The sequence below is a fragment of the Nostoc sp. C117 genome, from assembly GCF_043099735.1.
In the GTDB taxonomy this organism is placed as follows: domain Bacteria; phylum Cyanobacteriota; class Cyanobacteriia; order Cyanobacteriales; family Nostocaceae; genus Nostoc.
Map to the genome: position 1 here is coordinate 1,884,572 of NZ_CP170991.1, position 23,086 is coordinate 1,907,657.

A 23,086-nucleotide genomic window follows, 5' to 3' on the forward strand; every position below is an offset into this window, starting at 1 on the left:
TGCAGCAATTGTTGTGAACAATCTGCAAAAATGTCCACTAATTGGGGACATTTTGCCAGCAGCAGAGAGGCAAGTTCGACCCTGAACAAAGCTTGAACCCCAGCAACAGCAAGAAGTGTGGCTAAAAGCAGTAGAACTTGCTGGCGACAAAGCGAAGTAATAATTCCATACGGACTTTAACACTACAAGAAGCATTCTTAAATAATTTTGTATCTTTGCCTTTTGATGAGTGGACATCTCAAATTTTTGGCACAATTCGGGCAGAGTTAGGGATGCTTGGTACACCAATTGGGCCTTGACTTTTTTCTCTTTGAATGGAAGCGATGGACTACGCTCCGCGTAAGGGACTTCCAACTAAAAAAATATCCCATCGCTTTGGCAAGTAGGGGAAGCAGCACTTCGGCTTCGCTCAGTGGCCTGGGCGCAGAGTAAGCAGGGGAGGAAGAATCTAACGATCATCTTCGTTCCAAAATTGAATAATTTAATTTCTGGAAGTCCCTAAGGCGATCGTTTCCATGTCAATACTTGTCGGTTAAGGGGAAAAGGGGAAAGAAAAAACCTTTAACCTTTACCCTTTAACCTTTTCCCCAAACCTAATTCCGAGTTAAAAATGCACAAAGCGAGCAGTATTGGTTTCCATATAGTTCTTAAATAAGTAAAACTAATAATTTATATCAGTTTAGCAAAAGTAATAAAACTTGATTAAATTTTGTAAAGCAGTGTAAAGTATACTCACAAGCGAAAACGAAATCGCTTGATTCATTCATAAATAACCGCACTTATAAAACAATGACAGCAACCATTCAACGCCGCGAAAGCGCCAACGTATGGGAGCGGTTTTGTAGCTGGATCACCAGCACCAACAACCGCTTATACATCGGCTGGTTCGGAGTATTGATGATTCCAACCTTGCTAGCCGCAACAGCTTGCTTCGTAATCGCCTTCATCGCAGCACCACCAGTAGATATCGATGGTATCCGCGAACCAGTAGCAGGTTCCTTGATGTACGGAAACAACATCATCTCCGGTGCAGTTGTTCCTTCTTCTAACGCCATTGGTTTACACTTCTACCCAATTTGGGAAGCAGCATCCTTAGACGAGTGGCTTTACAACGGTGGTCCTTACCAATTGGTAATATTCCACTTCCTAATCGGCGTATTCTGCTACTTAGGTCGGGAATGGGAATTATCTTACCGCTTGGGTATGCGTCCTTGGATCTGCCTAGCATTCTCAGCACCAGTAGCTGCTGCAACCGCAGTCTTCTTGATCTACCCCATCGGACAAGGATCATTTAGCGACGGTATGCCTTTGGGTATCTCTGGAACCTTCAACTTCATGATTGTGTTCCAAGCAGAACACAACATCTTGATGCACCCCTTCCACATGTTGGGTGTGGCTGGTGTATTCGGCGGTTCTTTGTTCTCCGCAATGCACGGTTCTTTGGTAACATCTTCTTTGGTTCGTGAAACCACCGAAAACGAATCACAGAACTACGGATACAAATTCGGTCAAGAAGAAGAAACCTACAACATCGTTGCGGCACACGGCTACTTCGGTCGCTTGATTTTCCAATACGCTTCCTTCAACAACAGCCGTTCCCTGCACTTCTTCTTAGCAGCATGGCCTGTAATCGGCATCTGGTTCACCGCCTTGGGTGTCAGCACAATGGCGTTCAACTTGAACGGTTTCAACTTCAACCAATCAGTGATTGATTCTCAAGGTCGCGTCATCAACACTTGGGCTGATATCATCAACCGGGCTAACTTGGGTATGGAAGTAATGCACGAGCGTAATGCTCACAACTTCCCCCTAGATTTAGCGTCTGCACAAGCTGCTCCTGTAGCTCTGACTGCTCCTGCTATCAACGGTTAGTTCTCAAACTTAGTTAAATCAAAGAGCGCTCTCCTCAAAAGGGGGGCGCTTTTTAGTGTCTATGATTGGGGGTGTAGAATTAGGAGGGAGGCTTAGACACTGCATCGGCTTGTCGCAGACATCGCAAGTAAAGTCGGGTTTCACTGCGATCCCCGCGTTCTAGTCTCAAAGTAGTGTAAATTTTATACTCAGCGGATACGTACAAATCCAGCTTTATTCATCAGTTTTTGTCCCTGAGATGTTAATAGCATATTGGCATATGCCTCGCCCGCTTGTTGTTCTAAATTGCCATTTTGCTTGACTATGACAAACATCTGACGTGTAATCGGATAGTCACCTGTTTTAAAAGCATCGATGTTTAACTTGTTGCGCTGATTCGGACATTGTTCGGCTTTAATCAAAGGTTCTTTGTAAGGAGCAACAAAACTGTTTCCGTGTTTGGCGATCGCCAGTGGCTTAATTTTACATTGGGGGACGACTTCTGGAGCCGAAGCGTAGTAAATTCCACTGCGATCGCTTGCTAATTTTTGCAGTCCATCTGTTGTATCGTGGACGTATACTACGTTACTTCCAAGTTTTTCTCCATTGAGAATGTTGTTAACTAAGAACTCAACAGTACCTCCGTCTTCAAAGCGACGTGAGTAAGCAGTAATTTTCAGATTAGGGCCGCCAATTTGATTCCAGTTAGTTATTTTACCAGTGTAAATATTTTTGATTTGTTCTAAAGTTAGCCCTGGAATTTGCAGATCGGGGTGAACAGCGATCGCTAATCCTTCCAAAGCCACTGAAATCTGTTTCAGACTCAATCCGCGTTGTTGAGATTGTTGATACTCTCTATCTGCGATCGGGCGGGAAGATTGAGAAAAGGTGAGTTGTCCTTCCAACAACATCCGAATTCCCGTACCAGAACCTGGTGTAGCATTAATCGCGTCGGTATAGCGTAATTCAAACTGGGGATGCGCTTTTTTAATTTCAGGATCTACGTATTCTCGAATTGGTGCCCAAGATGTGCTACCACCATATAGCCATGTTCCTTCGGGAGCATTTACGGAACTAAAATCGGAGTTGACTTTTTTATTAGCTAAATATAAGACACCACCACAAACAACCACACCAAGCAAACCAATTAATAACCACGGCTTAATCTCGATTTTTTTCTTTGATTGATCGTTTAATTCCTTTAGCTCGATCGAAGTCGGCTTTGGCGGAGAAATTTCGCGTAATCCTTGCCAAGTTAATGGTTCAACATTGGCTTCAATACAAATTGTTGGCAACCAAATTGCACCCGGGTAATCAGATTTAAAATGTTCTAGGCGTTTCCGTGCTTTTTTGACAGAAGAAAATAATGACTTATTATTATGAGTAAATTCTTGAAAAAAGTACCTAAGAAAATCTATTGCTACGGTGTCTGGTACGGGTTCCCGCATAACAATAACTTGAGGCAAATGTATTTGGGCAAGTTGGTTAGCTAATCCCAAACCATCACAAGAATTAAAAATTGCTAACTGTAATCCTTTTTCAATAGCTTGCTTCAAAGCTTCATTAAATTCTTCAATAGTCAAGCTATCTTCGTCATTAAGTTCAATCCAACCTATTTGCCCATCTTCTTGACTGCCACTGTGTCCTGTAAAAACGAAAATATGGTAACCTTGATCGTCCCAAAGTGTTTCACACAATTCTCTGCGGCTAGGCTTAATTAGACAGCGTACTTCTACCCCATCCGTCTCTAAATCTTGAATTACCTTTAAGTCATTTTTTGTATTAATACCGTCACTTCTACCGACAGCAACTAAAATTCTGACTTTTGTACTTTTAGGAACTAGCTTATTTATCTTTGTATTGGAACTTTTGGGCGCACTGAGGGCGACTTCGGCGTTGGGATAGTGTTCTTCAAATAAATTCCATGCTTGCCAAGGAAGACGACGTAAATTAATATCTTTGGCATCAATGATGACGCGAATCTCATCATTTGACTGATGTAATTGTTCGGCGATCGCAATTAATCTATCTCGAATTGGTTGCCACCTACTATCTCCAGAGTTGAGCCATTGATTCAGATAATCTTTGACTGCTCCCGTGTGTTCAGCGTGGGAATGAATTGTGACACTTTTGGGTGTGAGACGGAACGTAGCACAAGAACGCACCGCCTCGATTTGGCGATAGGCTGATTGCCATTCATTAAAAGATGATTCTAAGTTAGGTGGTAACGGAGGCAGAAACCCTTCTGTTTCTTCATCCAAGTTCTTCGCTGTGAGAATTACCAGAAATCCATCTGGTGAATTGCGTCTGAGTTTCAACTTGACGATCGCCATTGTTGTCTCCTTTTGTTTGTCTTAAACAACAAACTCTTGCATCAAACTTGTTTCTCCTAACACTATCTTGACACTGAATTTTTCTTCGTGTTGGCAGCTAAATTCTAGTTGCATCCAGTCATCTGTGCTTCTTGCTTGCACTTCCATACCAGTGTTCCCCGCTGCATCAAGGACAATCAGTTGTAAATCTGGTGGTAGATGAATCGCATCATCACCCGGATAAATCCGCAACCGAATATCGAAAACTTCGCTATTTGTGGGAGTTAACTGCACTAATAACAGCACTTTCCTTCCCAAATCAATCACCTTCGCCCGATTAATGGAGTTAGTTAAGGGGCGAATTGTGCTACTGCTTCTCAAATTGTTAGCAAACAGCAACTCTGGGGCTTGCCAATCTGACTGGAAGACTCCCATAACCCATTGACGCAGATTTATTGATAGCCTTCGCCTATGTATGATCTCGAAAAGAGTATCAAAGGATTGCAATTGTGCTATTGGCAGTATTGTTGGTGATTCAGTCATCTCCCTTGCTGGAAGAAATCCCAGCAATTCCACATAATCTAATTGCTGACTAAACTGAACTCCTACATAACCAATGCGCTCTTGTGTCATGCTTGGAGGCAAAACTATGGCAACCTCACTCGGTAACACTGGACGGCATTCAAGCTTACCAACACCCGCCAAGACTAAATCAGCAACATCAAAAATCGCCCTTAAACCGCGATGCCAGCTATCGCCTTGATTCAGGGCTGTTTCAACGTTTAGCCATTTGAGATAAGTGTGAACGGCATAAACAGCCAAAGTATTCAAATAAACTTGTTTGCCCTTTTGGGGAGTATCTTGCTGGGCAGCAAATTCTTCAGCCCAACGGTGGGCATTTTGAGGTAGAGGGACGCTTAAACGATGTGGTTGTGTGTTAATCATTGCTCATATCCGAAATTCATACCAATTTCTCTTAACAAGGGAAGGCAATTTTGCTTCCAGTGAGAGTAAAGAGTTTGATTGCTTATATTTAACTCTCTAGCAATATCAGCGATTTTATGAGGTGGATTTTCCAGAAGTAAGCGCATTGCCAATAAGTGACAATGGCATTCGGGATTTTTGCGGGGATGACTGGCTGTTAATCTACCGTCTTCGTCTTGCTGAATGTATTGCTTGATGCGGTTCCCAAGGCACTGGCGCTCAGTTTCCTGGATTTGAGCAATTTTAAGATCCAGCAAATCTAAGGAAATAGTTGCTGACTGACGATCTGGCAAGATATTGAGTAAGGTTGTTTCGTCACCCTCATCGTTACGGCTAAGTCTGTCTAAGCTGATGGTATATTTAGTGTCTGGGATGTATAAATCTTTTATACGCCATTTGAGATAGCCATTAATCCAGATTACTAGGCTTTGTTGGAAAGAAGGCGATACTCCTTCGGAGTCACTTCGTGAACGCGCTTCAAATTCGCAAATCTTTCGACTTACCCATTCCCAAGTTTGATTTAAGGCTTCTAAATAGTCTTGGTGTCCAGATTTATAAATGCCAGGGAGTTGTTGAATCACTATAAGCAGTCTATTTAATGCTTTCTGCCTCTCTGGACTGGAGTCTGGATAGCAGCGCACCTCATCAATCAGTTTTTTCAGTTGTTCATCCACAAGGATTATTCTCCCAAGCTGCTGTGCTTGTTAATTACTTACCCGAAAGACTGCAGCTTGAGTTTACCCGATTTTTAATTGGTATTGTTAGATTAAATCCATGTTGGCGCTCAACTAGCATAGCTGTCACCAGGGCAAATCGATACTGGAAATTACATGAGCTAAGTTAGAGAAGACTGCAACAACTGTCGTATGGATACAGCCTGTACATGATTAGGGAAGATAGTTAAAAAGTCATTTAGGTCTTGAATAGCTGCATGGATACTTTCTAAGGAAGCACCTTGAGATAAGACATAGCGGTAGAACCGCTCTGCTAGTTGAGTATATTGAGCAGCCAAATAGTAAAGGGCTAAATTAAAGGCATTGCGCGAATCTTTAGAATCTTTTTCGTAATGCTGTTTAGCACGCTTTCTAGCAATAACAAGGTCAGATTGTGCTTTGTATACTTGGTTAAGAGCTAAATAAGTTAAAGCGCGATTGTATAAATACCAATCATTATTAGAATCTAAATCAATAGCGCAATTTAAATCTGTAAGAGCCTCATTATATAGCTTTAGCATCAGGTAGGTTTGACTGCGACTTGCGATCGCCCAGTCATATTTGGGATTAAGCTTAATCGCACAGTCAAAATCTTCTAGAGCTTCTGTGTAACGCTCCATTTGGCGGTAAGTTATACCCCGATGTGCGATCGCCCAGTCCGATTTGGGATTAAGCTTAATCGCACAGTCAAAATCTTTTAGAGCTTCTGTGTAACGCTCCATTTGGCGGTAAGTTTCACCGCGAAGTACGATCGCCCAATCATATTTGGGATTAAGCTTAATCGCACAGTCAAAATCTTTTAGAGCTTCTGTGTAACGCTCCATTTGGCGGTAAGTTATACCCCGATGTACGATCGCCCAGTCATATTTGGGATTAAGCTTAATCGCACAGTCAAAATCTTTTAGAGCTTCTGCGTAACGCTCCATTTGGCGGTAAGTTTCACCGCGAAGTACGATCGCCCAATCATATTTGGGATTAAGCTTAATCGCACAGTCAAAATCTTCTAGAGCTTCTGTGTAACGCTCCATTTGGCAGTAAGTTATACCCCGATGTGCGATCGCCCAATCAGATTTGGGATTAAGGTTAATTGCACAGTCAAAATCTTCTAGAGCTGCTGTGTAACGCTCCATTTGGCGGTAAGTTTCACCGCGACCTGCCAGCGCAGAGTCAGATTTGGGATTAAGGTTAATCGCACAGTCAAAATCTTCTAGAGCTTCTGTGTAACGCTCCATTAAGCGATAAGTTTCACCTCGACCTGCCAGCGCAGAGTCAGATTTGGGATTAAGTTTAATCGCACAGTCAAAATCTTCTAGGGCTTCTGCGTAACGCTCCATTTGGCGGTAAGTTTCACCGCGAAGTACGATTGCCCAGTCAGATTTGGGATTAAGCTTAATCGCACAGTCAAAATCTTCTAGGGCTTCTGCGTAACGCTCCATTTGGCGGTAAGTTTCACCCCGCCAAGCTAGAGCAATTGGTTGCCTTTTTACTTCAATCCTAGAATTTTGTAGGACTGCGGTAAACATTTCTAATGTAACTTGGTATAAGTTCTCATCATAGGCTTTTAATCCATTAGCTAGTCGCTCACCCCAACGCTGAACTTCGGCACAATCGACATCTTTACCAGCCTGAAGCATTGTTTCTGCCCACTGTTGGGCAAATTTACGTTGATTTTTGAGTGCAGTGAGAAATTCATTGAGAGCTGAAGATAAACTCCTTTGGGGTGACTGACATAACCTGTGGTACAAGACATTTAAAGTATGACTTTGCCAGCTAGGGTCGCGCTGTTTCTTCTCTTCTGACAATTGCAGATCATTCCGCAAGGTGTCGTAGTAATTTGCAAATTTACCATGTATGTCAGCCCAACCCTGCGGCGATGAAAGACCCTTGTGGCGTAACATTTGCATTTTGAGGACATCATGATAAGCCCAGCCATCGGTACGTTCGTTAACAAAGGATGTTTGTTTTAGCCAATTAAATAGCTCATCGGCTTCTTGTTCTCCTCTCAATTGAGCTATGATATCCCGATTCAAGCTTCGAGGAATTTTAGGTTTGTTTTGCAGGTTCATTACAAGATTTAATTTTCAACAGAAGAACTACTAAATATACAAGGTGTATTTCAGGATTTATGAAATGTTTTCTAGGTAATTTTTACGTGTAACCTTGATTTGATCTCGACGTTGGCTTTTTGAGACTCAACGTTGAGCCAATACTTTTCGGGTTTTGGGGGAAAGGGGAAAGGGAAAGGGTTTGAATTTCCCTTTCCCCATTGCCCTTTAACCTTTCCCCAGACCAAAAAAGAGATTATTGGGTTTAACCGAAAAGTAGACCTCTTGCAAAAGTGCTTTTTGCAAGAGGTGGGAAAAAGGAAAAGGTTAAAGGGGAAGGGGAAAATACAAAACCTTTCCCCCTTCCCCCCGCCCCTTATCCCCTTCTTGGGACCCCACCTTCCCCTTTTCCCGACTTCTGCAAGAAGTCTATTGACTAGCACCAATAGCAGATTTCAATTGAAGTTTAATATTTGTACCTTTTTTAAGGGCAACTTCTCCACCAGGGCTAGACAAAACAAAAGCAGCCGCAGCAGCACCACCTGCTAGCCCACCATGCTTGAACTTAGCTTGATTACCAAGAAAATGACCTGCAATTGTACCACCTAAAATAATTCCTGTATTTTGAATAAATTTACCTTTGGTTTTTGTTTCTAACTTGGTATTTACTAAAGTTGCGTCAATGGGATAAGATGAACCATTTTTAAGTGAAATATCATCAAAAACTAAATGTAAACTTGCTTTTTTTCCTTTAGCAGCTTTGACAACATCTTCCAGGTGTCCCTGTATTTGACCTTCTTGAAGAACTTTATTGACTCCGGTTGAGGAATTCTTGATTTCTAAAACAAAGCGGTCATTATTTTGACTTTTACTTGTAGATATATCTTGTTGAAGAACAGTCTCAAAACTTGTTCCAGCAGGTACAGATATTTGTTGATTATTTGGTTGATTAGACGTGCCTTCAGGGAGCGCAGGTTTATTGTTACTAGAAGTGTTGTCAGTCTGGGTATTAGTTTTATTACAACCTGATGTGCTACTTAATAAAATAACACTTAATAACAATGGCAACAGATTTTTCATAGCGACGGTGTTGATGTAATAAATAATAACAATACAATCTTTTTAGGGTTATTCGGTTATTTTTATGGAAAACCTGGTTCCAAATCCTTGAAAGCCTTATTCTGTAAGTATTTTATTTAAAACAAAGTTATAATTCTTTATAACTCTTGCTCCATCTGACTTTTCACGGGAAGTACTGAAACTCTCCTCAAGGCGACTCGGATTCAGTTTGAGTATCTTGAAGAAACTATTGAACGACTGGCAAAACTTGCCCAAGGCAATCGCACTTTTAGAAATGCTTTTAAATTAGGTGCTGCTAATAGACTTGTAAGTAGGATTCTTGATAATCGGGATCAACAGAAAAATCAAGGGATTGTTGGAACTACTGAATCGGTTGCAGTACACGCAATTATCGTGCAAGCACTTTACGAAAAACTAGAATCGGAGTTAGAAGCATATCTAAACAAGGTGAAAGTTAAACAAATGGTGGTATCATCTTGTGGTTCAAAATACGGATATTTGACCAATCCCCCAAATCCTCTCCGTGTAGAGACACCCTACGGATTACAGTACATACATTCGGCTGGATTCGCAAATTCCATACCATTGGGAAATAGTTTCTCTTGATTAAAACCACATTTTTTACATTGATAAATTGCAGTCAGTGGTAAGGTGGTTGGGAGCTGACAAAATTCACAGGGTAATCCCTGAATTATTTCAGCTATTTCAAAACCAGGGATATTACATTTCGGGCAACAATTGCTAATTTTATTGAGTAAATTATGGGTAGCTTTTGCAATATTTTTCATCCGAGTGGGATTATACATTGCCCGCATATCTGTCTCAATATTTACCTGACTATTTGGGGAATTATGCAATGCAAAATTTACTGATGTTATCAAATCTATTTCTTTTGTAATACCTTTAGTTATCTCATTACATCTATTCTCTAAGTTTTCAAACCAGACAACTAATCCATGTTCTGGAAAACCAACTTTCTTAGCAAAAATATATGCTTCATCTAAACTTGTTATAATTTGATGATTAAAGTTAGTATCTGTAGAAATTTCCTGACCAATAATTTCTAAATTATTAATTTTATCCAAAAAAAGAACTATTTCTCTATTACAGTAAATGTAAGGAACTAATGGATGAGGTGTAAAACTCCCTTCGCTGGCGATCGCTAAATTTTCTCCTGTTAATTCTAAGGCTTTCTCTGCTTTGAATTTAGCTGCGGCAATTTGTGTTCCTGGACGTTTTACCTCTCTAGTAAATGTGCCAAAAATATCAGTATTAAAATCCTGTGGTACTATAACTTTGATGCCTAACTCTTGTTCTAATAGTGGAGCAATTACCTTTTCTTTTTGGTGCATGGTCGCCAACACAGCGAGACGATCATTAAATAATTGCTGGTCATGCATTCTGTGCTAATCCCTATTAATTAAGTTTATAGCTTTATCGTAATTCTAAAACGGCCGATCATTCTGATTTTATCGGCGCAAACCAGCGTGAGCTTCTTGAGCGCAAGCGCGCTGGCAGCGACGTATGACCCTCAAGTTCATCAAACCCAAAGCCCCCTAATTAGGGCTTCCTGAATGAAAAAACAGCCTACACTAGCTTCATAGTTCAATTTCTAAACTAGCACAACCTAAATTTATAAATTCCTTACTATCTCTTTAAATATTACCCTGGAAGTTCATGATTAATGCTGATGTAGTTTTTAGCTTTGAGAGGAGAAGCTGAACTAAATACAAAATCGTCAAAACAACAGTTCACTAAAACATGTATTTCATCAACCAAGCACGAAATTTGGCGGATACGCTCAAAGATAAAGCGCAAGAAGCAGCAACTAATACAGCAAAGGGGATAGAAGAAGTAGTTGATGGAATCAAAAATACTACTGTAGAGATTACTACCTCAAGTATTAATGCAGTTACTGATTTACCTGCAACAGCACAGCAGGGTTTTCAAACTTTACAAAATGTGGGTAAAGCATTAGAAAGCACTGCTATTGGTGTGACAACTTCGAGTGTAGCTATAGCTGAGGCATTACAAAACTTGCCTAAGACAGCTGCGGAACTAGCCCTAGAGATGCCCAAGATTGCATATAGATTGAGGTATCGTGCTGGTCTGAGAACTGGGGATTTACCTCGTTCTGATACAGATGTGGTAAAGCTTTTTGAGAAAATTCCTGGTACATCAAAGCTGGGAGGTAACGAAAGAACCATCCGTCAATTCTTGAGCGATAAACATGGTAGCCATATCATTCCACGCTCCCAAGGTGGCCCAAATGGTGCTGACAACATTGTGTGGGAAGTGGGTGTTGATAATCTGCGTCGTGGTGCCAAGGTTATGACTGTTGGGGAGCAGTTTTATATTCGGGTTTACAATGCCGTAGATTCTATTGTCAGCAATTCTGGAACAATTGCTAGGCTGGGGATCACTGCTACAGGAACCGCTATTCTTACCCAAGTTATAGTTACAGCGATTTCATACTCCTTGGATCTTTATCGGGGCGACATTACTGTTGAAGAGTATAAAAATTTAATTGTAGAAGCTGCAAAGGCAGCAGGCATTGCTACACCAATTGTTTTTCTGATCTTAGTGGCTGTATTAGCCTTATTTCCAGAATTTACAGTTGTATTATCTGCACCAGTCGTTATTGCAGGTTTCAATGCCTTATTTGGCATGAGTATTGCGGTGCCGATAGTACAATCGCTACTCCGTCATGCTCAAGCTGGTGGTTTTGGCACAGAAACTGCTGATGCTTACAGAAATGCGCTTAGTGGATCTGCGCCTGCTTGAAATCTGCGATCAACTTTACCATGAGTGCTGGCTTCATCTTCAAGGCTACTCTTATTTGGGCTGACTACAGACACTTTAATGCGATCGCAGCAGGTGTTATTAGAAGCCGTATTGAATTTTCAACAGATTTACTGATAAAGATTGTTTGAAATTAGCTTTTCAGCACTGGAGCGTAGTCTAATGCAGCACGGTCCCATTGTGCTAAATTGGCTGCTGCTTTGTATGTAGTTTGTAAAAACGTAAGTACCATTGCATCTGAGTCGTTAGCCTGGCGTACTGCTTCGTAAGGCAGGATAGATTTTAGGTTTGATAATTTATGCTTTAGTTTAATCTTCACTGTATTTATCATTATTCAGTAATCTTAACGTTGTAACTAGTGGATATACTTAGTTACCTTAAAGACAAAATTTAGATAACAAGATTAGTGTGTTTAATCTAGAAGATTTCTTCAACCTTTCAACTGATCTATTCTGTATCATCTCAAGGGATGGTTGCTACCAGCAAGTCAATCCTGCATGGGAAAAGGTATTGGGATGGAAACCAGAAAACTTAATTGGGCATCCTTGGTTAGAATTAGTACATCCAGAAGATATTGCAATCAATCAGCTACCAACCGAACCACTGCAAAATTTGCACTGGGATAACCGTTATCTTCACAAAGATGGCAGTTATCGGTGGTTATCTTGGAGTATTTCTACTAGCGAACAGGGATTCATCTATGCAATAGGGAAAGATATCAACCAGCAGTTGCGTCAAATAGAAGCACTCTCAACTGAACGCCAAAGCCTCTATAACCTATTGAATCAGCTACCTGCTTTCCTTTATCTCCAACCCAATGATTATGGCGTAGGATTTTATAACCAACGCTTCCAGGAGGTATTTGGAGACCCCACAGGGAAACGTTGTTATGAGGCGATCGCTGGGCTGAAGCAACCTTGTCCAGTCTGTCCTACCTTTCGCGTCTTTGAAACTAATGTTCCGCAACTTTGGGAATGGGTTGATAGCAAAACAGGTAATGTGTATCAGATTTATGATTATCCGTTCAAGAATATGAACGGTGAACCAATGGTTGTGGAAATGGGTTTAGATATTACTGCTGTGAAAAAGGCAGAGGTAGCCTTGCGACAGCGCGAGAAGGAATTAACCGAAAAAAATCAACAACTCACTGAAGCACTAAAACAATTAAAAAAGACGCAAGCGCAACTAATCCAAACTGAGAAGATGTCTTCTTTAGGACAACTAGTGGCTGGAGTGGCTCATGAAATTAACAACCCTATTAGCTTTATCAATGGTAATGTTACTCATGCTGAAGAATATGTTCAACAATTACTAAAAATACTACAACTTTACCAACAAGAATATCCTGACCCTCCACCAGTAATTCAGTCAGCCATAGCAGCGAACGAGTTAGAGTTTATTACTGAAGACCTAAAAAAATTGCTCGATTCCATGAAAATGGGAAGCGATCGCATTCGTAATATTGTACTATCCCTGCGGAACTTCTCTCGACTAGATGAAGCTGAAATGAAAACTGTGGATATCCACAGTGGTATTGAAAGTACACTATTGATTTTGCAAAACCGTCTCAAAGATAAATCCGACTATCCGTCAATTGAAATTATTAAAGAGTACGGTCAATTGCCTTTAGTAGAATGTTATGCAGGTCAACTTAACCAGGTGTTGATAAATATCCTCACTAATGCTATCGATGCTTTAGAAAATTTGTCTGTTATTAATCAAAAAGATAACCTACAAATCGTTATCCGCACTCTTGTACTCAACTTAGATTGGGTTGCGATTGAGATTGCTGACAATGGGTCTGGAATGTCGCAAGAAGTTCAGCAGCGTCTATTTGACCCTTTTTTTACGACCAAACCAGTAGGTAAAGGAACTGGTTTAGGAATGTCAATTAGCTATCAAATTATCACAGAAAAACATCAGGGAAATTTAAGCTGTATTTCATCTCCAGGAGCGGGAACTAAATTCATAATCGAGATTCCCATTCAACAAATTAAACCTGTACAAGCAAAGATACCAGAAGCTCACAATAATATCCCAGTTAAATAACTAGTGTCTTTTTAGTGGCAAAACACTACTGCAAAAAATAAAAATGTCGCTCTGTCAAGCTTGGGATGAATAACCCATATCAGCGTTATGCGACTTGCAATAAATAAGGACAGACTCGCCTCTACCAGTTCATTAAACAGTCGCTTAAACTCATCTGAACGAACCGTTGACCCTTTACCTGGCGGATTAATTAAGCATCAAAATCAATCAGATTACCGTTGAAATGGTTGTAACCCACATTCCGCACTTCAAAATGTAGTATAAAAGCCTAAGTAATGATTTCCGAATACAAGTAAATAATAAGATATGTAAATCTTTAATAAACTCGCAGAAATAAACCTGTGTGACGAAGACGGTGAGGGAGCATCTCACTTTTGTAGAAAGCTTTTTCAACCTCACCCCAACCCTCTCCTTAGTAAGGAGAGGGAGCAAATATCTTGTTTCCCCCCTTACTAAGGGGGGACTAAGGGGGGTCGATTTAGGGTGCATTTGCAAAACTGAGATGCTCCCAGACGGTGAGGCTTACATTGCTGAGAAGAAATTGATTTCAAGCTTTGTCTAAAACTAAATAGACATTGGTTCAATCCAAGTGAGACAATTCATATAAACTCAAAAACATTTGAGGGTAAAAAATGTCTCCAATCGAAAATGCTCAAATTAAAAATATTGACCATTTAGGAATAGTAGCTGGGTTAATTGATGAAATAGGAATAGTTGAAATAATTAATTCCCAATTAGGAATAGACCCTCGTGAAAAGATAACAGCAGGAACACTGGTGAAAGCAATTTTAATCAATGGATTAGGAATGGATAAGTAGAGTGCCAATGACCATAAAAAAAGCACGAGACTTAGTGCAATTGGTAGAGATAGAAGAGAGAAACACACAATCAAGAGAGAAAGGGGTGGCCCAAACTTTAGATGAATACCAGTGGAAAGAAGAAATAGTAAATTATGGTGGGATTAAACAAACTTGGCTGATAGTAGAAAGCCAAAAAAGAAAGTCCAGTGATTTAGAGAAGCTAGAGCAAAGGCTCAAGAAAGAAAAAGTTAACGTTGAAAAACTACTACAAGAATTAAAAAGAGAAGATTTTGAAACTCCGGAGACAGCCAGATATAAACTAAAAGTCATCAATAAAAAGCTGAAACTCTTTGAAATTAAAGAACTCCAACTTTTTGAAAGTCAGTCAAAACAGAAGAAAACTGTTTATAAAATCTCAGCAGAGATTCATGAAAAACTAGAAGAGATAGAAATCCTCAGAAAATCAGCCGGAAGATTTATTTTAGCGACGAATTTAGTTGATGACGAAAAGTTAACACCCTCAGAAATTATTACAACTTATAAAAATCAACAGTCTTGTGAAAGAGGATTTAGATTTCTGAAAGACCCTTTATTTTTTGCAGATAGTTTTTTTGTAGAAAACCCTGAGCGCATTGAGACGATGTTATTTTTAATGTCTTTGTGTCTGTTAGTTTATAATCTTGGTCAAAGGGAACTGAGAAATAGCTTAAAAAGACTCAAAGTCGGCATCAAAAATCAACTAGGAAAATTAACAATTTCCCCTACCTTAAGATGGGTCTTTCAATGTTTCCAAGGAATTCACTTTTTGACTTTAAATGGGATTAATCAAGTGATTAATTTAACCTCAGAACGCTATTATATTTTGAATTGTTTACCATCATCTTGTCAAAAGTATTATCTACTTTCTTAAGCTAAACACTGTTTTCAGATTGAATCAAAATTTATCAACATCTGGAGGAACAATCATTGCTCTTCAAAATCAGCGTCCTTGCATAACCTATTTTATGGGTCAAATTTTTTATATTTGCTCATTTATCTTCATGCGTTAGATTCATTCTGTACTCTAGTTCTTAACTATCCTAATTTTTGGCTTTTCTCTTCCTCGTAATCTTTTTATACTTCAATTTGAAGTGCGGAATATGGGTTGTAAATATCCTCTGGGTTAAGCCAGCTTAGTGTACGCTCTGCTAATCATCAAGTCACTACTCAACGATAAAGTAAAGGTCTCAGCTTTTAAAAATGCTTTGCGATGGCGTACCCGCCATAAGTCGGTGGCGATCGCAGTTAACTAACCAGAATTAATCTGAACGTTTTCCCCATGTTCAAGATCAGTGACTCTTATAAAAGTTCTTCTAGAGTCATTTCAACATTTTAGAATTCTTGGCATTTGTGGGGAAAAGAGAAATAGGGAAGGGGTAAAGGTATGGCAATACTGCACGCTTTGTGCATTTTTAACTAGGAATTGGGTTTTGGGAAAAGTTATTGGGTAAAGGTTAAAGGTTTTTTCTTTCCCCTTTCCCCTTAACCGACAAGTATTGAAAGGTATGGAATTTTCCCTTCCCCTTTAACATACAAACATGCACCCTAATATTTTGGCATTTGTTACTTTTGCAAGATGTCTTTTGAATTAGGCAATCCCGATGCCACCTGTTACACCATAAACTTCTCCAGTGATGTAGCTGCCTTCTTGGGAAGCAAGCAACACATACACAGGAGCAATTTCTACAGGTTGTCCGGGTCTTCCGAGCGGAACTTCAGAACCAAATTTCTCGATTTTGTCTTGGGTCTGACCACCACTAGGCTGTAGCGGTGTCCAGAATGGACCGGGTGCGACTGCATTAACGCGCACTCCCTTGTGGATCATCTGTTTGGCGAGAGATTTGGTGAAATTCTCAATGCCGGCTTTGGTCATCGCATAGTCAAGCAGACTCGCTGAAGGTTGATATGCCTGAATCGAAGTGGTGTTAATAATTGATGCTCCGGGCAAAAGATGTGGAATGGCAGCTTTGGTAATCCAAAATAGCGCGTAGAGGTTTGTCTTCATCACTTTATCGAAATGCTCAGTCGTGATATCGCTAATTGATGGGTAAGATGTCTGTGCGCCAGCATTGTTCACGAGAATATCTAAACCGTTCAAAGATTGCACTGCATCTGTCACCAGCTTTTGGCAAAAATGCTCGTCGGTGATGTCACCCGGAAGCCCAACCGCTTTGCGTCCTGATTGTTCAATCAATTGGATCACCTCTTGAGCATCAGCCTCTTCGCTCTTAAGATAGCCGATCGCCACATCAGCACCTTCCCGCGCAAATGCGATCGCAACAGCACGCCCGATACCAGAATCGGCTCCGGTGACCAATGCCTTCCGACCTGCAAGCTTTCCACATCCAATGTAGCTCTGCTCACCGTGATCCGGTTGGGGCTGCATCTTTTGAGCAAGTCCTGGTACGGGCTGCGGTTGTTGAGGAAAGGGCGGAGCGGGATATTGCTGCCGGGGGTCTTGCATCTCTAATCGATCGTCTTTCATCACTTAGTTGTTTTGATAGTTTTTGCAATTCAAGACTCAAGTATCAAGCATTGAGGAGAACGATTCCTCACCCTTTGAGCAGAATAATCTTCCAGAGTATGTAAGACTTAGGCGCGGGCTGCTGCTCTTTCAACTCATGCTAATGCTTTGAAAGTGAATTTTCGCAATGAACATTTAAATACTAATACTATTGCTTTTAATAACACTAAACTAATCCGTGAGCGTCAATTCCATGAACAGCAGGTTCGTGAACAAAAAGCTCGTGAATTACGTGAACACCAAGCCCATCTTCATCACTATTTGAATTTTTACTCGCTCTGCGGTAAGCGAACCCGAGTAGCGTCTCGTAGAGAAGCTATGCCGTAGGCTTATAGTCATCGGGAAACTGCCAAGATGAAATACCAGTATAGGTGATAGGTTTTTCACTTGAATAAGTTTATGTTTTTGCTCATTTATCAGGCAGTTTGGGGTTTGATAAACGAATTTAAAGATAGCATCAGAAAAATTATCCCAACTTTTAGCTTTTGTATTTTCCCCCGCCCCTTATCCCTAGAGGGGACCCCACCTTCCCCTTTAACCTTTTCCCCAAACCCACCTCTTGCAAAAAGCACTTTTGCAAGAGGTCTATTGAGAATCAGTGAGTTAAGGCAGGGCTGGCATTGCTGAGTAAGAAATCTCACCTGTTGACTCTTAAATGTTTTGTCGAATACCCCAATTCCAGCTAGGTAAGCAAAAATAAATCTAGCTATGTAAATATATGTAAAGTTTAACCTTCAAGTATGTGCTTATAAGACACTAAATATTCTAGAGTTTGTCTAGAGAGTATTTAATAATACATAACAAAACATTCTTTATGTCTTCTCAAGATCAGTTAATTCTTGAAGAAATTTGGATTTGTCCCCCCTTAGCCTTTGCTCGGTTTGGACAATCCCCATACCCAATGGAGAATTTCCATTGGGCGGAGAATGATTACTCGCCTCGAGGTACAGCTGAAACAGTCATCAAACCTGCACTGACGTTTAATATCGATCCCAATGGCAATATTTCTGCTTATTTGCCAGAAGAAATTCGCTTCAAAGATAAAGGTAAGTGGCGTCCGGTTTGTCCTTTTTTTGAGTTACATGGACGTTGGTCAGACGGGCATGAAGGTCCCATAGGACTGAATGAATTGCAAGCAGCTAAATTGAGTCTCAATGATGTAGTGTGGCACGTGGAAGCAGCCAATCGCAAAGCATATCACTACACCTTAGCAGATGGGGATCTAGTTGAAGCTGCGATCGAAATTCCCGGTACAGATCATCTTTTACACCCGATATTGGGTCACAGTCCTGAAGGGGCAGAAAATCCTCTGATTCCCCCTGGCGTGGATGTTCCATTAGGCCATGTGCAGGTAATTCGCCCTAATCCAAGTTGGCCTGAGTTGCGTTTGCGAATTACCCCACCGCAGGGATTGATTTATGCTCCTAGCAATAGTAGCGATCGCAACTTAACCCAATTGATCCCACTGATTCAAGACCAAGAGGCATTTTTGCGACAAATTAACTGCTGTCTCAATCCCAATGCTGCATGGCCTCACTGGAATCCAGGGCCAGAGGATAATCAAGATCCGCGTACCAATCCTGGTGGTCTGTATGCTCAAGAGCCGGATAACACTAGCTTGGGATTTTTGGATGATTCCAATGACGGTTTGATTAGAGTGACAGTCACAGGAGCAAGTGTCGCCACAGGTAAACTCACTGCTTATGCTCGTTACACATGTTGTCCGCAAGATTTCCAACCAGACCGTCGGCCATTTGTCTCCATTGCTGATGGTTTGAGTGATTTAGTCAAGCGAGACGAAGTTTTGCATCAAGCATTTATCAAGGGGGAAAACTGGTCGGAAACAGAAGCGGAAATCGCTGATTTGATGCAACGAGTCCGCGAGACAATGGAAGCTTCTAATTTGGATCAGCAAAACTTGCGATCGCAGTTAGCCAATAACCCAAGTGATTCAGGTACAGACGCTCCTTTCCCTTTCGACCCCGTACCCCCACGCCCAGGGCATCCATTACCCTTGACCGAATTAGGTCGGATGAATCATGTACGTTTTCTGGCTTACGAAGTGTTCAAGCAACGTATGGGACAACGTCCAGAAGTGTTTGAACAATGGATTCGCAAACCCACCGACGAACCGAAATCATACGACAAACAAATGCCCGCCTTGATGCGAGGTTCAGATTCCACACCGATGTCCATTTCCCAACGTCAGTACTACTTGATGAAGGAATGGTTAGAAGTATTGCAAAACGGCCAAGGAACATCTCAAGAAGAAGATAGTTCATCATGAATCCTCTATCGCCACAGTCATCCATATCGTCGGAAGTAGACAATTTATCCCGCGACTTTCATCTGTTTGAGAGCGCTGTTGCAAAACACTTGCTGGTGGTAGACGCTTCACGAGTATTCGATCTCGACGAGTCCACCGCCCAGCGCATCGCTCAATTGCTAGTGGTAGACGACTCAGTGAATGAGCAGGAAATCGCCGACTTTCGTCAAAGCTTTGTGATGCCAAGTGGTTATCCTGCCATTGATGATAATCCCCTCGAACCGCCTCCTCTGCGTTCCTTATCGTTGAACGTCGCCCAAAGCTGTAATCTTGGTTGTAAGTATTGTTATGCTGACGAAGGCAAGTTTGGCAGCAAAACACAATTCATGCCCCAGGACATTGCCCAGCAAGCCGTAGACCGTCTAATCGCCGAGGCCGAGCCAGGTGTAGATTTAGTTGTCGGGTTTATGGGGGGAGAACCTCTGTTAAACCGCCAATTAATCCACCATATTACCCGTTATGCCAGCCAGCGCGGCCAAGAAACCCGGCATAGAGTCCGGTTTTCTCTGACTACAAACGGCACCTTGGTTACAGAGGAAGATGCAGCCTTATTCTCCGAGTACCGATTTAATGTGTCTGTTAGCCTCGATGGGCCGCAATTTCTCAATGACCAATTGCGCCCAACAGTCAACGGTCGCGGAAGTTACGAAGCGGTTTTACGTGGCTTAGAAGTCATGTCAGTTCAGCGTCCCGGTCATTTGTCGGCTCGGATGACAGTCACGCCCCAAAGCGGACGCTTACTGCCAATTTTGCAACATGTGCTGTCCTTGGGTGTTGATGATGCGGGATTTGCGCCGGTGCTGGTGTCACCCAATGCAGAGTATGCCTTTGGGACTGAAGAGTTCGAGCTATTTTTGCAGCACATGATCGAATGTGGTGAGGTATGTAAACAACACCTCTTGCAGGGTAAGCGTTTTCCTTTTACCAACTTTGAAACGGCACTCAATGAAATTCATCGTGGTAGCCATCGTCCTTACCCCTGTGGTGCGGGTGCAGGTTATTTGAGCGTGAATGCCCAAGGCGAACTTTATGCTTGCCATCGATTGGTAGGAGATGAGGAGTGGGCTATGGGGTCGGTCCAACAAGGCTCAGACTTTGCGGCTCGAGAGCAGCTATTACAGCGCAATCATGTCAACTCTATCAAACCATGTAGTGATTGTTGGGCGCGTTACCTCTGTGGAGGAGGTTGTTACCACGAAGTCAGCAAACGTGGGCGAATTGGCTGCGATTACATTCGCGGCTGGCTGGAATTCTGTTTGGCAGCTTATGCCGAATTGTCTACTTACACTCCTGAGTATTTTGTGACTCCCGAAATCTACTTTGCAAACGGAATTACAAATTTAACTGGAAAAATATGAAAATCACCAAAAATAATAACCCGTGGCGACCCAATGAATTCTCACCCCAAGATCCAAAAGAATGGAAGATTTTTCCGCGTAACCTAACCGCACGAGCCGCTTACATTGTTCCGGGGAACCCAACCACTACCCGCCCAGAAGATGCTGTAGACAATTGCTATCCGGGGTTAGAAATGGATGCCCGAAATCTACATAAGTACTTCTTCCCCGGTTTGTATTTTGAAGTTTATCCGGGTGATGGCGCTCGACTTGTTGAATTAACTCCCAGCGATCGCGCCGCCCAGTGGATTAACTTAGGATTGAAAGAAAGCGATCTCCAAGATGAGTTGTTTTTGTGGATTCTCAAGGGGAAAACTGCTGCTGATGAGGATGCCACGAATCCGCCAGCTATTGAGTTCGTTGATACTGATAACACTACGAATATTAAAGACCTAGGCGGCTTATATATCTGGCGCAAAGTTAATGCGCTGTTTGCGGGAAAAACTGCCGTGGCGATCGGGCCGAAACCGCCAGCGACAGGTGATAGTTTGAATGCTGCGAAAGCTCAATTAGATAGCTCTTGGAACAATAACAATAGCCATGTAGAACGAGATCCAAATGGTAAATTGAAATTTGCCGTCTTGATTACAGACCGCTCAGTTTACTTGAGCAATCAAGGTGTCATTGACCCGGATGTTTACAAACCAGGTGAACTGACACGTACCCTGTGTACCCCCTGGACTTATGATTTCCGGGATTGCCAATGTTTTTATTGGGCATCTAATAAGCCTGATGTCAATAGCAGTGAAGATGGTAAATACCAATATCTCAACTTCCAGCGTAAGAACTCGAATATAGAACCACAAACCGAAGATATTGCTAACAGTTACGAAGCTCGTCGCCTCCGGGAAATCGACTATGCAGAAATGATGGTCGATTGGGAGCAACTGCGCCCAGTGGTGAATGGTCGGGAATATGGCGAATCCTACAAACCTCCTATTCCCCCGAAAGGACGAATTCTAACTCTAGAAGAAATTAAAAAGGAACTAGCTTATTTAGCTACAGTAGAACACGCCCTAGCGGTGCAATATCTCTACGCCTACTATTCTGTAAATGCTCCAGCAGAGGAGCCGCCAGAGCCAGATTTGAAAACATTCCGCATTTGGAAAGGAGCTAATGAGGTTTTCAATATCGCTATTGATGAAATGCGCCATTTGCACTGGGTCAACCAAGTATTAAAGTTACTGGGAGTCAAAACGACTGTCAAACGCGCTGCTAAGATTGGACGCAGGTTTGAAGTACCCTTCTATTTGCAAAGTCTTACCAGTACTCAGTTGCAGTGGTTTATCGATGTAGAAGAACCTAGTCGCTCTACCTCAACTGGGTTGGATGGAATGTACGTTGGGATTCAGACCTCGTTGCAACAGCTTTCACCAGAAGAGTTAGACCCAGAAACGCAACGTCGGGCGGTGGAAATCATTAAGCTGATCATTGATGAGGGTGAAGGACACTATGTGCGTTTCAGTACCGCCCAGCAGAATTTGGCTTTCTATGACAATGCGGGTCGTGGTGATTTGCCAAAATATATTCGCGGCGGTCAGTGGAGTCAATTAAGCAATCAACCCAACCCGGAATTACCTAACAGTAATCTCTATGGTGTTCCCCATGTTGAAGAATTCGGCAGCGAAGGCTTCATCCTGCAAAAACAAAGTGACGCTGTATATTTAACGTTGATAGTGTTTTTGAAGTTGGCGTTTGCTATGCAAGATGAAAAAATTAGTGGTGCATCGCTACGCAAAGCGATTTCTTTGATGTTTAAGCTGAACGCAATCAATTTTCAGCTAGCAGAAAAGGGACTGACACCACTGTTTACCATTCCTAAATGGTGGGAAAGCGATCCTCCCGTTACATCGCAGGAGATTGCCCAAACTTTGTTAAATACAGCCAAAAAACAATTGCTGGAATCAGGAGTATTGCAAAGCCCTGCGATCGCTCAATTTGCCCAAAAAGCACCATTGACTGAATCAAAGGTGTTGAAAGAGCCGATTCTCTCTAAAGTTTTGCAGAAAGCCCACAATGAAAGCATTGATGAAGTGCTTGCCCATTTTGATAATGCTATTTCCGAAACCACATTTCAATGAGCCAGTCTGAAGTTTGTTCCCTAACAACGATGATGTGAAGAAGGAAGCAGGAAGCATGTTAATTTTGAATTTTGAATTTTGAA

The 23,086-nt window shown here is 41.7% G+C and carries 15 protein-coding genes and 1 pseudogene; 8 read left to right on the plus strand and 8 right to left on the minus strand.

Annotation, left to right across the window (positions count from 1 at the left end; translation table 11 throughout):
* Positions 1-137: 137 nt before the first annotated feature.
* Positions 138-299 (plus strand): hypothetical protein, encoded by a 162-nt coding sequence (locus tag ACFG4S_RS08865; protein ID WP_392534445.1) that lies wholly within the window; start codon positions 138-140, stop codon positions 297-299.
* 490 nt (positions 300-789) lie between these two features.
* On the plus strand, positions 790-1,872 hold the full coding sequence (psbA, locus tag ACFG4S_RS08870; protein WP_392531032.1) for a photosystem II q(b) protein: 1,083 nt from the start codon (positions 790-792) through the stop codon (positions 1,870-1,872).
* Between the two features lie 188 nt (positions 1,873-2,060).
* Here psbA and ACFG4S_RS08875 read toward each other — a convergent pair whose 3' ends face one another.
* The 6 genes from ACFG4S_RS08875 to ACFG4S_RS08900 form a co-directional block, all read right to left on the minus strand.
* A complete protein-coding gene (locus ACFG4S_RS08875) occupies positions 2,061-4,184 on the minus strand; it encodes a substrate-binding domain-containing protein (protein ID WP_392534446.1) in 2,124 nt (707 codons plus the stop codon).
* Between the two features lie 21 nt (positions 4,185-4,205).
* Positions 4,206-5,108, minus strand: coding sequence for a DUF1822 family protein (locus ACFG4S_RS08880; RefSeq protein WP_392534447.1), 903 nt, complete (start codon positions 5,106-5,108; stop codon positions 4,206-4,208).
* Positions 5,105-5,821 carry a hypothetical protein gene (locus ACFG4S_RS08885; RefSeq protein ID WP_392534448.1) on the minus strand — a complete coding sequence of 239 codons (717 nt, stop codon included), beginning with the start codon at positions 5,819-5,821 and terminating at the stop codon, positions 5,105-5,107. Before ACFG4S_RS08885 ends, ACFG4S_RS08880 begins: the two co-directional genes overlap by 4 nt.
* 161 nt (positions 5,822-5,982) lie before the next feature.
* Positions 5,983-7,926: a tetratricopeptide repeat protein gene (locus ACFG4S_RS08890; protein ID WP_392534449.1), complete on the minus strand. Its 1,944-nt coding sequence runs from the start codon at positions 7,924-7,926 to the stop codon at positions 5,983-5,985.
* 408 nt (positions 7,927-8,334) lie between these two features.
* Positions 8,335-8,985, minus strand: a complete 651-nt coding sequence (locus ACFG4S_RS08895) for a hypothetical protein (RefSeq protein ID WP_392534450.1) — start codon at positions 8,983-8,985, stop codon at positions 8,335-8,337.
* Positions 8,986-9,521: 536 nt separating this feature from the next.
* On the minus strand, positions 9,522-10,385 hold the full coding sequence (locus ACFG4S_RS08900) for a DUF6671 family protein (RefSeq protein WP_392534451.1): 864 nt from the start codon (positions 10,383-10,385) through the stop codon (positions 9,522-9,524).
* 361 nt (positions 10,386-10,746) lie between these two features.
* On the opposite strand from ACFG4S_RS08900, the gene ACFG4S_RS08905 reads away from it, so the two are divergent.
* Positions 10,747-11,769: an HNH endonuclease gene (locus tag ACFG4S_RS08905; RefSeq protein WP_392534452.1), complete on the plus strand. Its 1,023-nt coding sequence runs from the start codon at positions 10,747-10,749 to the stop codon at positions 11,767-11,769.
* Between the two features lie 151 nt (positions 11,770-11,920).
* On the opposite strand, the gene ACFG4S_RS08910 is transcribed toward ACFG4S_RS08905, so the two are convergent.
* Positions 11,921-12,118 (minus strand): DUF5996 family protein, encoded by a 198-nt coding sequence (locus tag ACFG4S_RS08910; protein WP_392534453.1) that lies wholly within the window; start codon positions 12,116-12,118, stop codon positions 11,921-11,923.
* A gap of 77 nt (positions 12,119-12,195) precedes the next feature.
* Here ACFG4S_RS08910 and ACFG4S_RS08915 point away from each other — a divergent pair, with 77 nt between their 5' ends.
* Positions 12,196-13,836: an ATP-binding protein gene (locus ACFG4S_RS08915; protein ID WP_392534454.1), complete on the plus strand. Its 1,641-nt coding sequence runs from the start codon at positions 12,196-12,198 to the stop codon at positions 13,834-13,836.
* Between the two features lie 632 nt (positions 13,837-14,468).
* Positions 14,469-15,546 (plus strand): annotated as a pseudogene (locus ACFG4S_RS08920) (IS1634 family transposase).
* Between the two features lie 717 nt (positions 15,547-16,263).
* On the opposite strand, the gene ACFG4S_RS08925 reads toward ACFG4S_RS08920, so the two are convergent.
* A complete protein-coding gene (locus ACFG4S_RS08925) occupies positions 16,264-17,160 on the minus strand; it encodes an SDR family oxidoreductase (protein ID WP_392534455.1) in 897 nt (298 codons plus the stop codon).
* An 853-nt stretch (positions 17,161-18,013) separates the two neighbouring features.
* Between ACFG4S_RS08925 and ACFG4S_RS08930 the strand changes: the two genes are divergently transcribed.
* Genes ACFG4S_RS08930 through ACFG4S_RS08940 form a run of 3 tightly spaced genes read left to right on the plus strand, consistent with a single transcriptional unit; the run spans position 18,014 to position 23,003 of the window.
* Entirely contained in the window at positions 18,014-19,486 is a 1,473-nt protein-coding gene (locus ACFG4S_RS08930) for a hypothetical protein (protein WP_392534456.1), read from the plus strand.
* A complete protein-coding gene (locus ACFG4S_RS08935; protein WP_392534457.1) occupies positions 19,483-20,883 on the plus strand; it encodes a radical SAM protein in 1,401 nt (466 codons plus the stop codon). Before ACFG4S_RS08930 ends, ACFG4S_RS08935 begins: the two co-directional genes overlap by 4 nt.
* Complete coding sequence (locus ACFG4S_RS08940) at positions 20,880-23,003, plus strand: ferritin-like domain-containing protein (protein ID WP_392534458.1); 2,124 nt, start codon at positions 20,880-20,882, stop codon at positions 23,001-23,003. The genes ACFG4S_RS08935 and ACFG4S_RS08940 overlap by 4 nt, the downstream gene beginning before the upstream one ends.
* Positions 23,004-23,086: the final 83 nt, after the last annotated feature.

Bases quoted from the DNA above. Each gene is read 5' to 3' on its own strand.
- ACFG4S_RS08875 (WP_392534446.1), bottom strand. From the start codon at position 4,184: ATGGCGATCGTCAAGTTGAAACTCAGACGCAATTCACCAGATGGATTT.
- psbA (WP_392531032.1), top strand. From the start codon at position 790: ATGACAGCAACCATTCAACGCCGCGAAAGCGCCAACGTATGGGAGCGG.
- ACFG4S_RS08940 (WP_392534458.1), top strand. From the start codon at position 20,880: ATGAAAATCACCAAAAATAATAACCCGTGGCGACCCAATGAATTCTCA.
- ACFG4S_RS08880 (WP_392534447.1), bottom strand. From the start codon at position 5,108: ATGATTAACACACAACCACATCGTTTAAGCGTCCCTCTACCTCAAAAT.
- ACFG4S_RS08910 (WP_392534453.1), bottom strand. From the start codon at position 12,118: ATGATAAATACAGTGAAGATTAAACTAAAGCATAAATTATCAAACCTA.
- ACFG4S_RS08930 (WP_392534456.1), top strand. From the start codon at position 18,014: ATGTCTTCTCAAGATCAGTTAATTCTTGAAGAAATTTGGATTTGTCCC.
- ACFG4S_RS08900 (WP_392534451.1), bottom strand. From the start codon at position 10,385: ATGCATGACCAGCAATTATTTAATGATCGTCTCGCTGTGTTGGCGACC.
- ACFG4S_RS08895 (WP_392534450.1), bottom strand. From the start codon at position 8,985: ATGAAAAATCTGTTGCCATTGTTATTAAGTGTTATTTTATTAAGTAGC.
- ACFG4S_RS08905 (WP_392534452.1), top strand. From the start codon at position 10,747: ATGTATTTCATCAACCAAGCACGAAATTTGGCGGATACGCTCAAAGAT.
- ACFG4S_RS08935 (WP_392534457.1), top strand. From the start codon at position 19,483: ATGAATCCTCTATCGCCACAGTCATCCATATCGTCGGAAGTAGACAAT.
- ACFG4S_RS08890 (WP_392534449.1), bottom strand. From the start codon at position 7,926: ATGAACCTGCAAAACAAACCTAAAATTCCTCGAAGCTTGAATCGGGAT.
- ACFG4S_RS08925 (WP_392534455.1), bottom strand. From the start codon at position 17,160: ATGAAAGACGATCGATTAGAGATGCAAGACCCCCGGCAGCAATATCCC.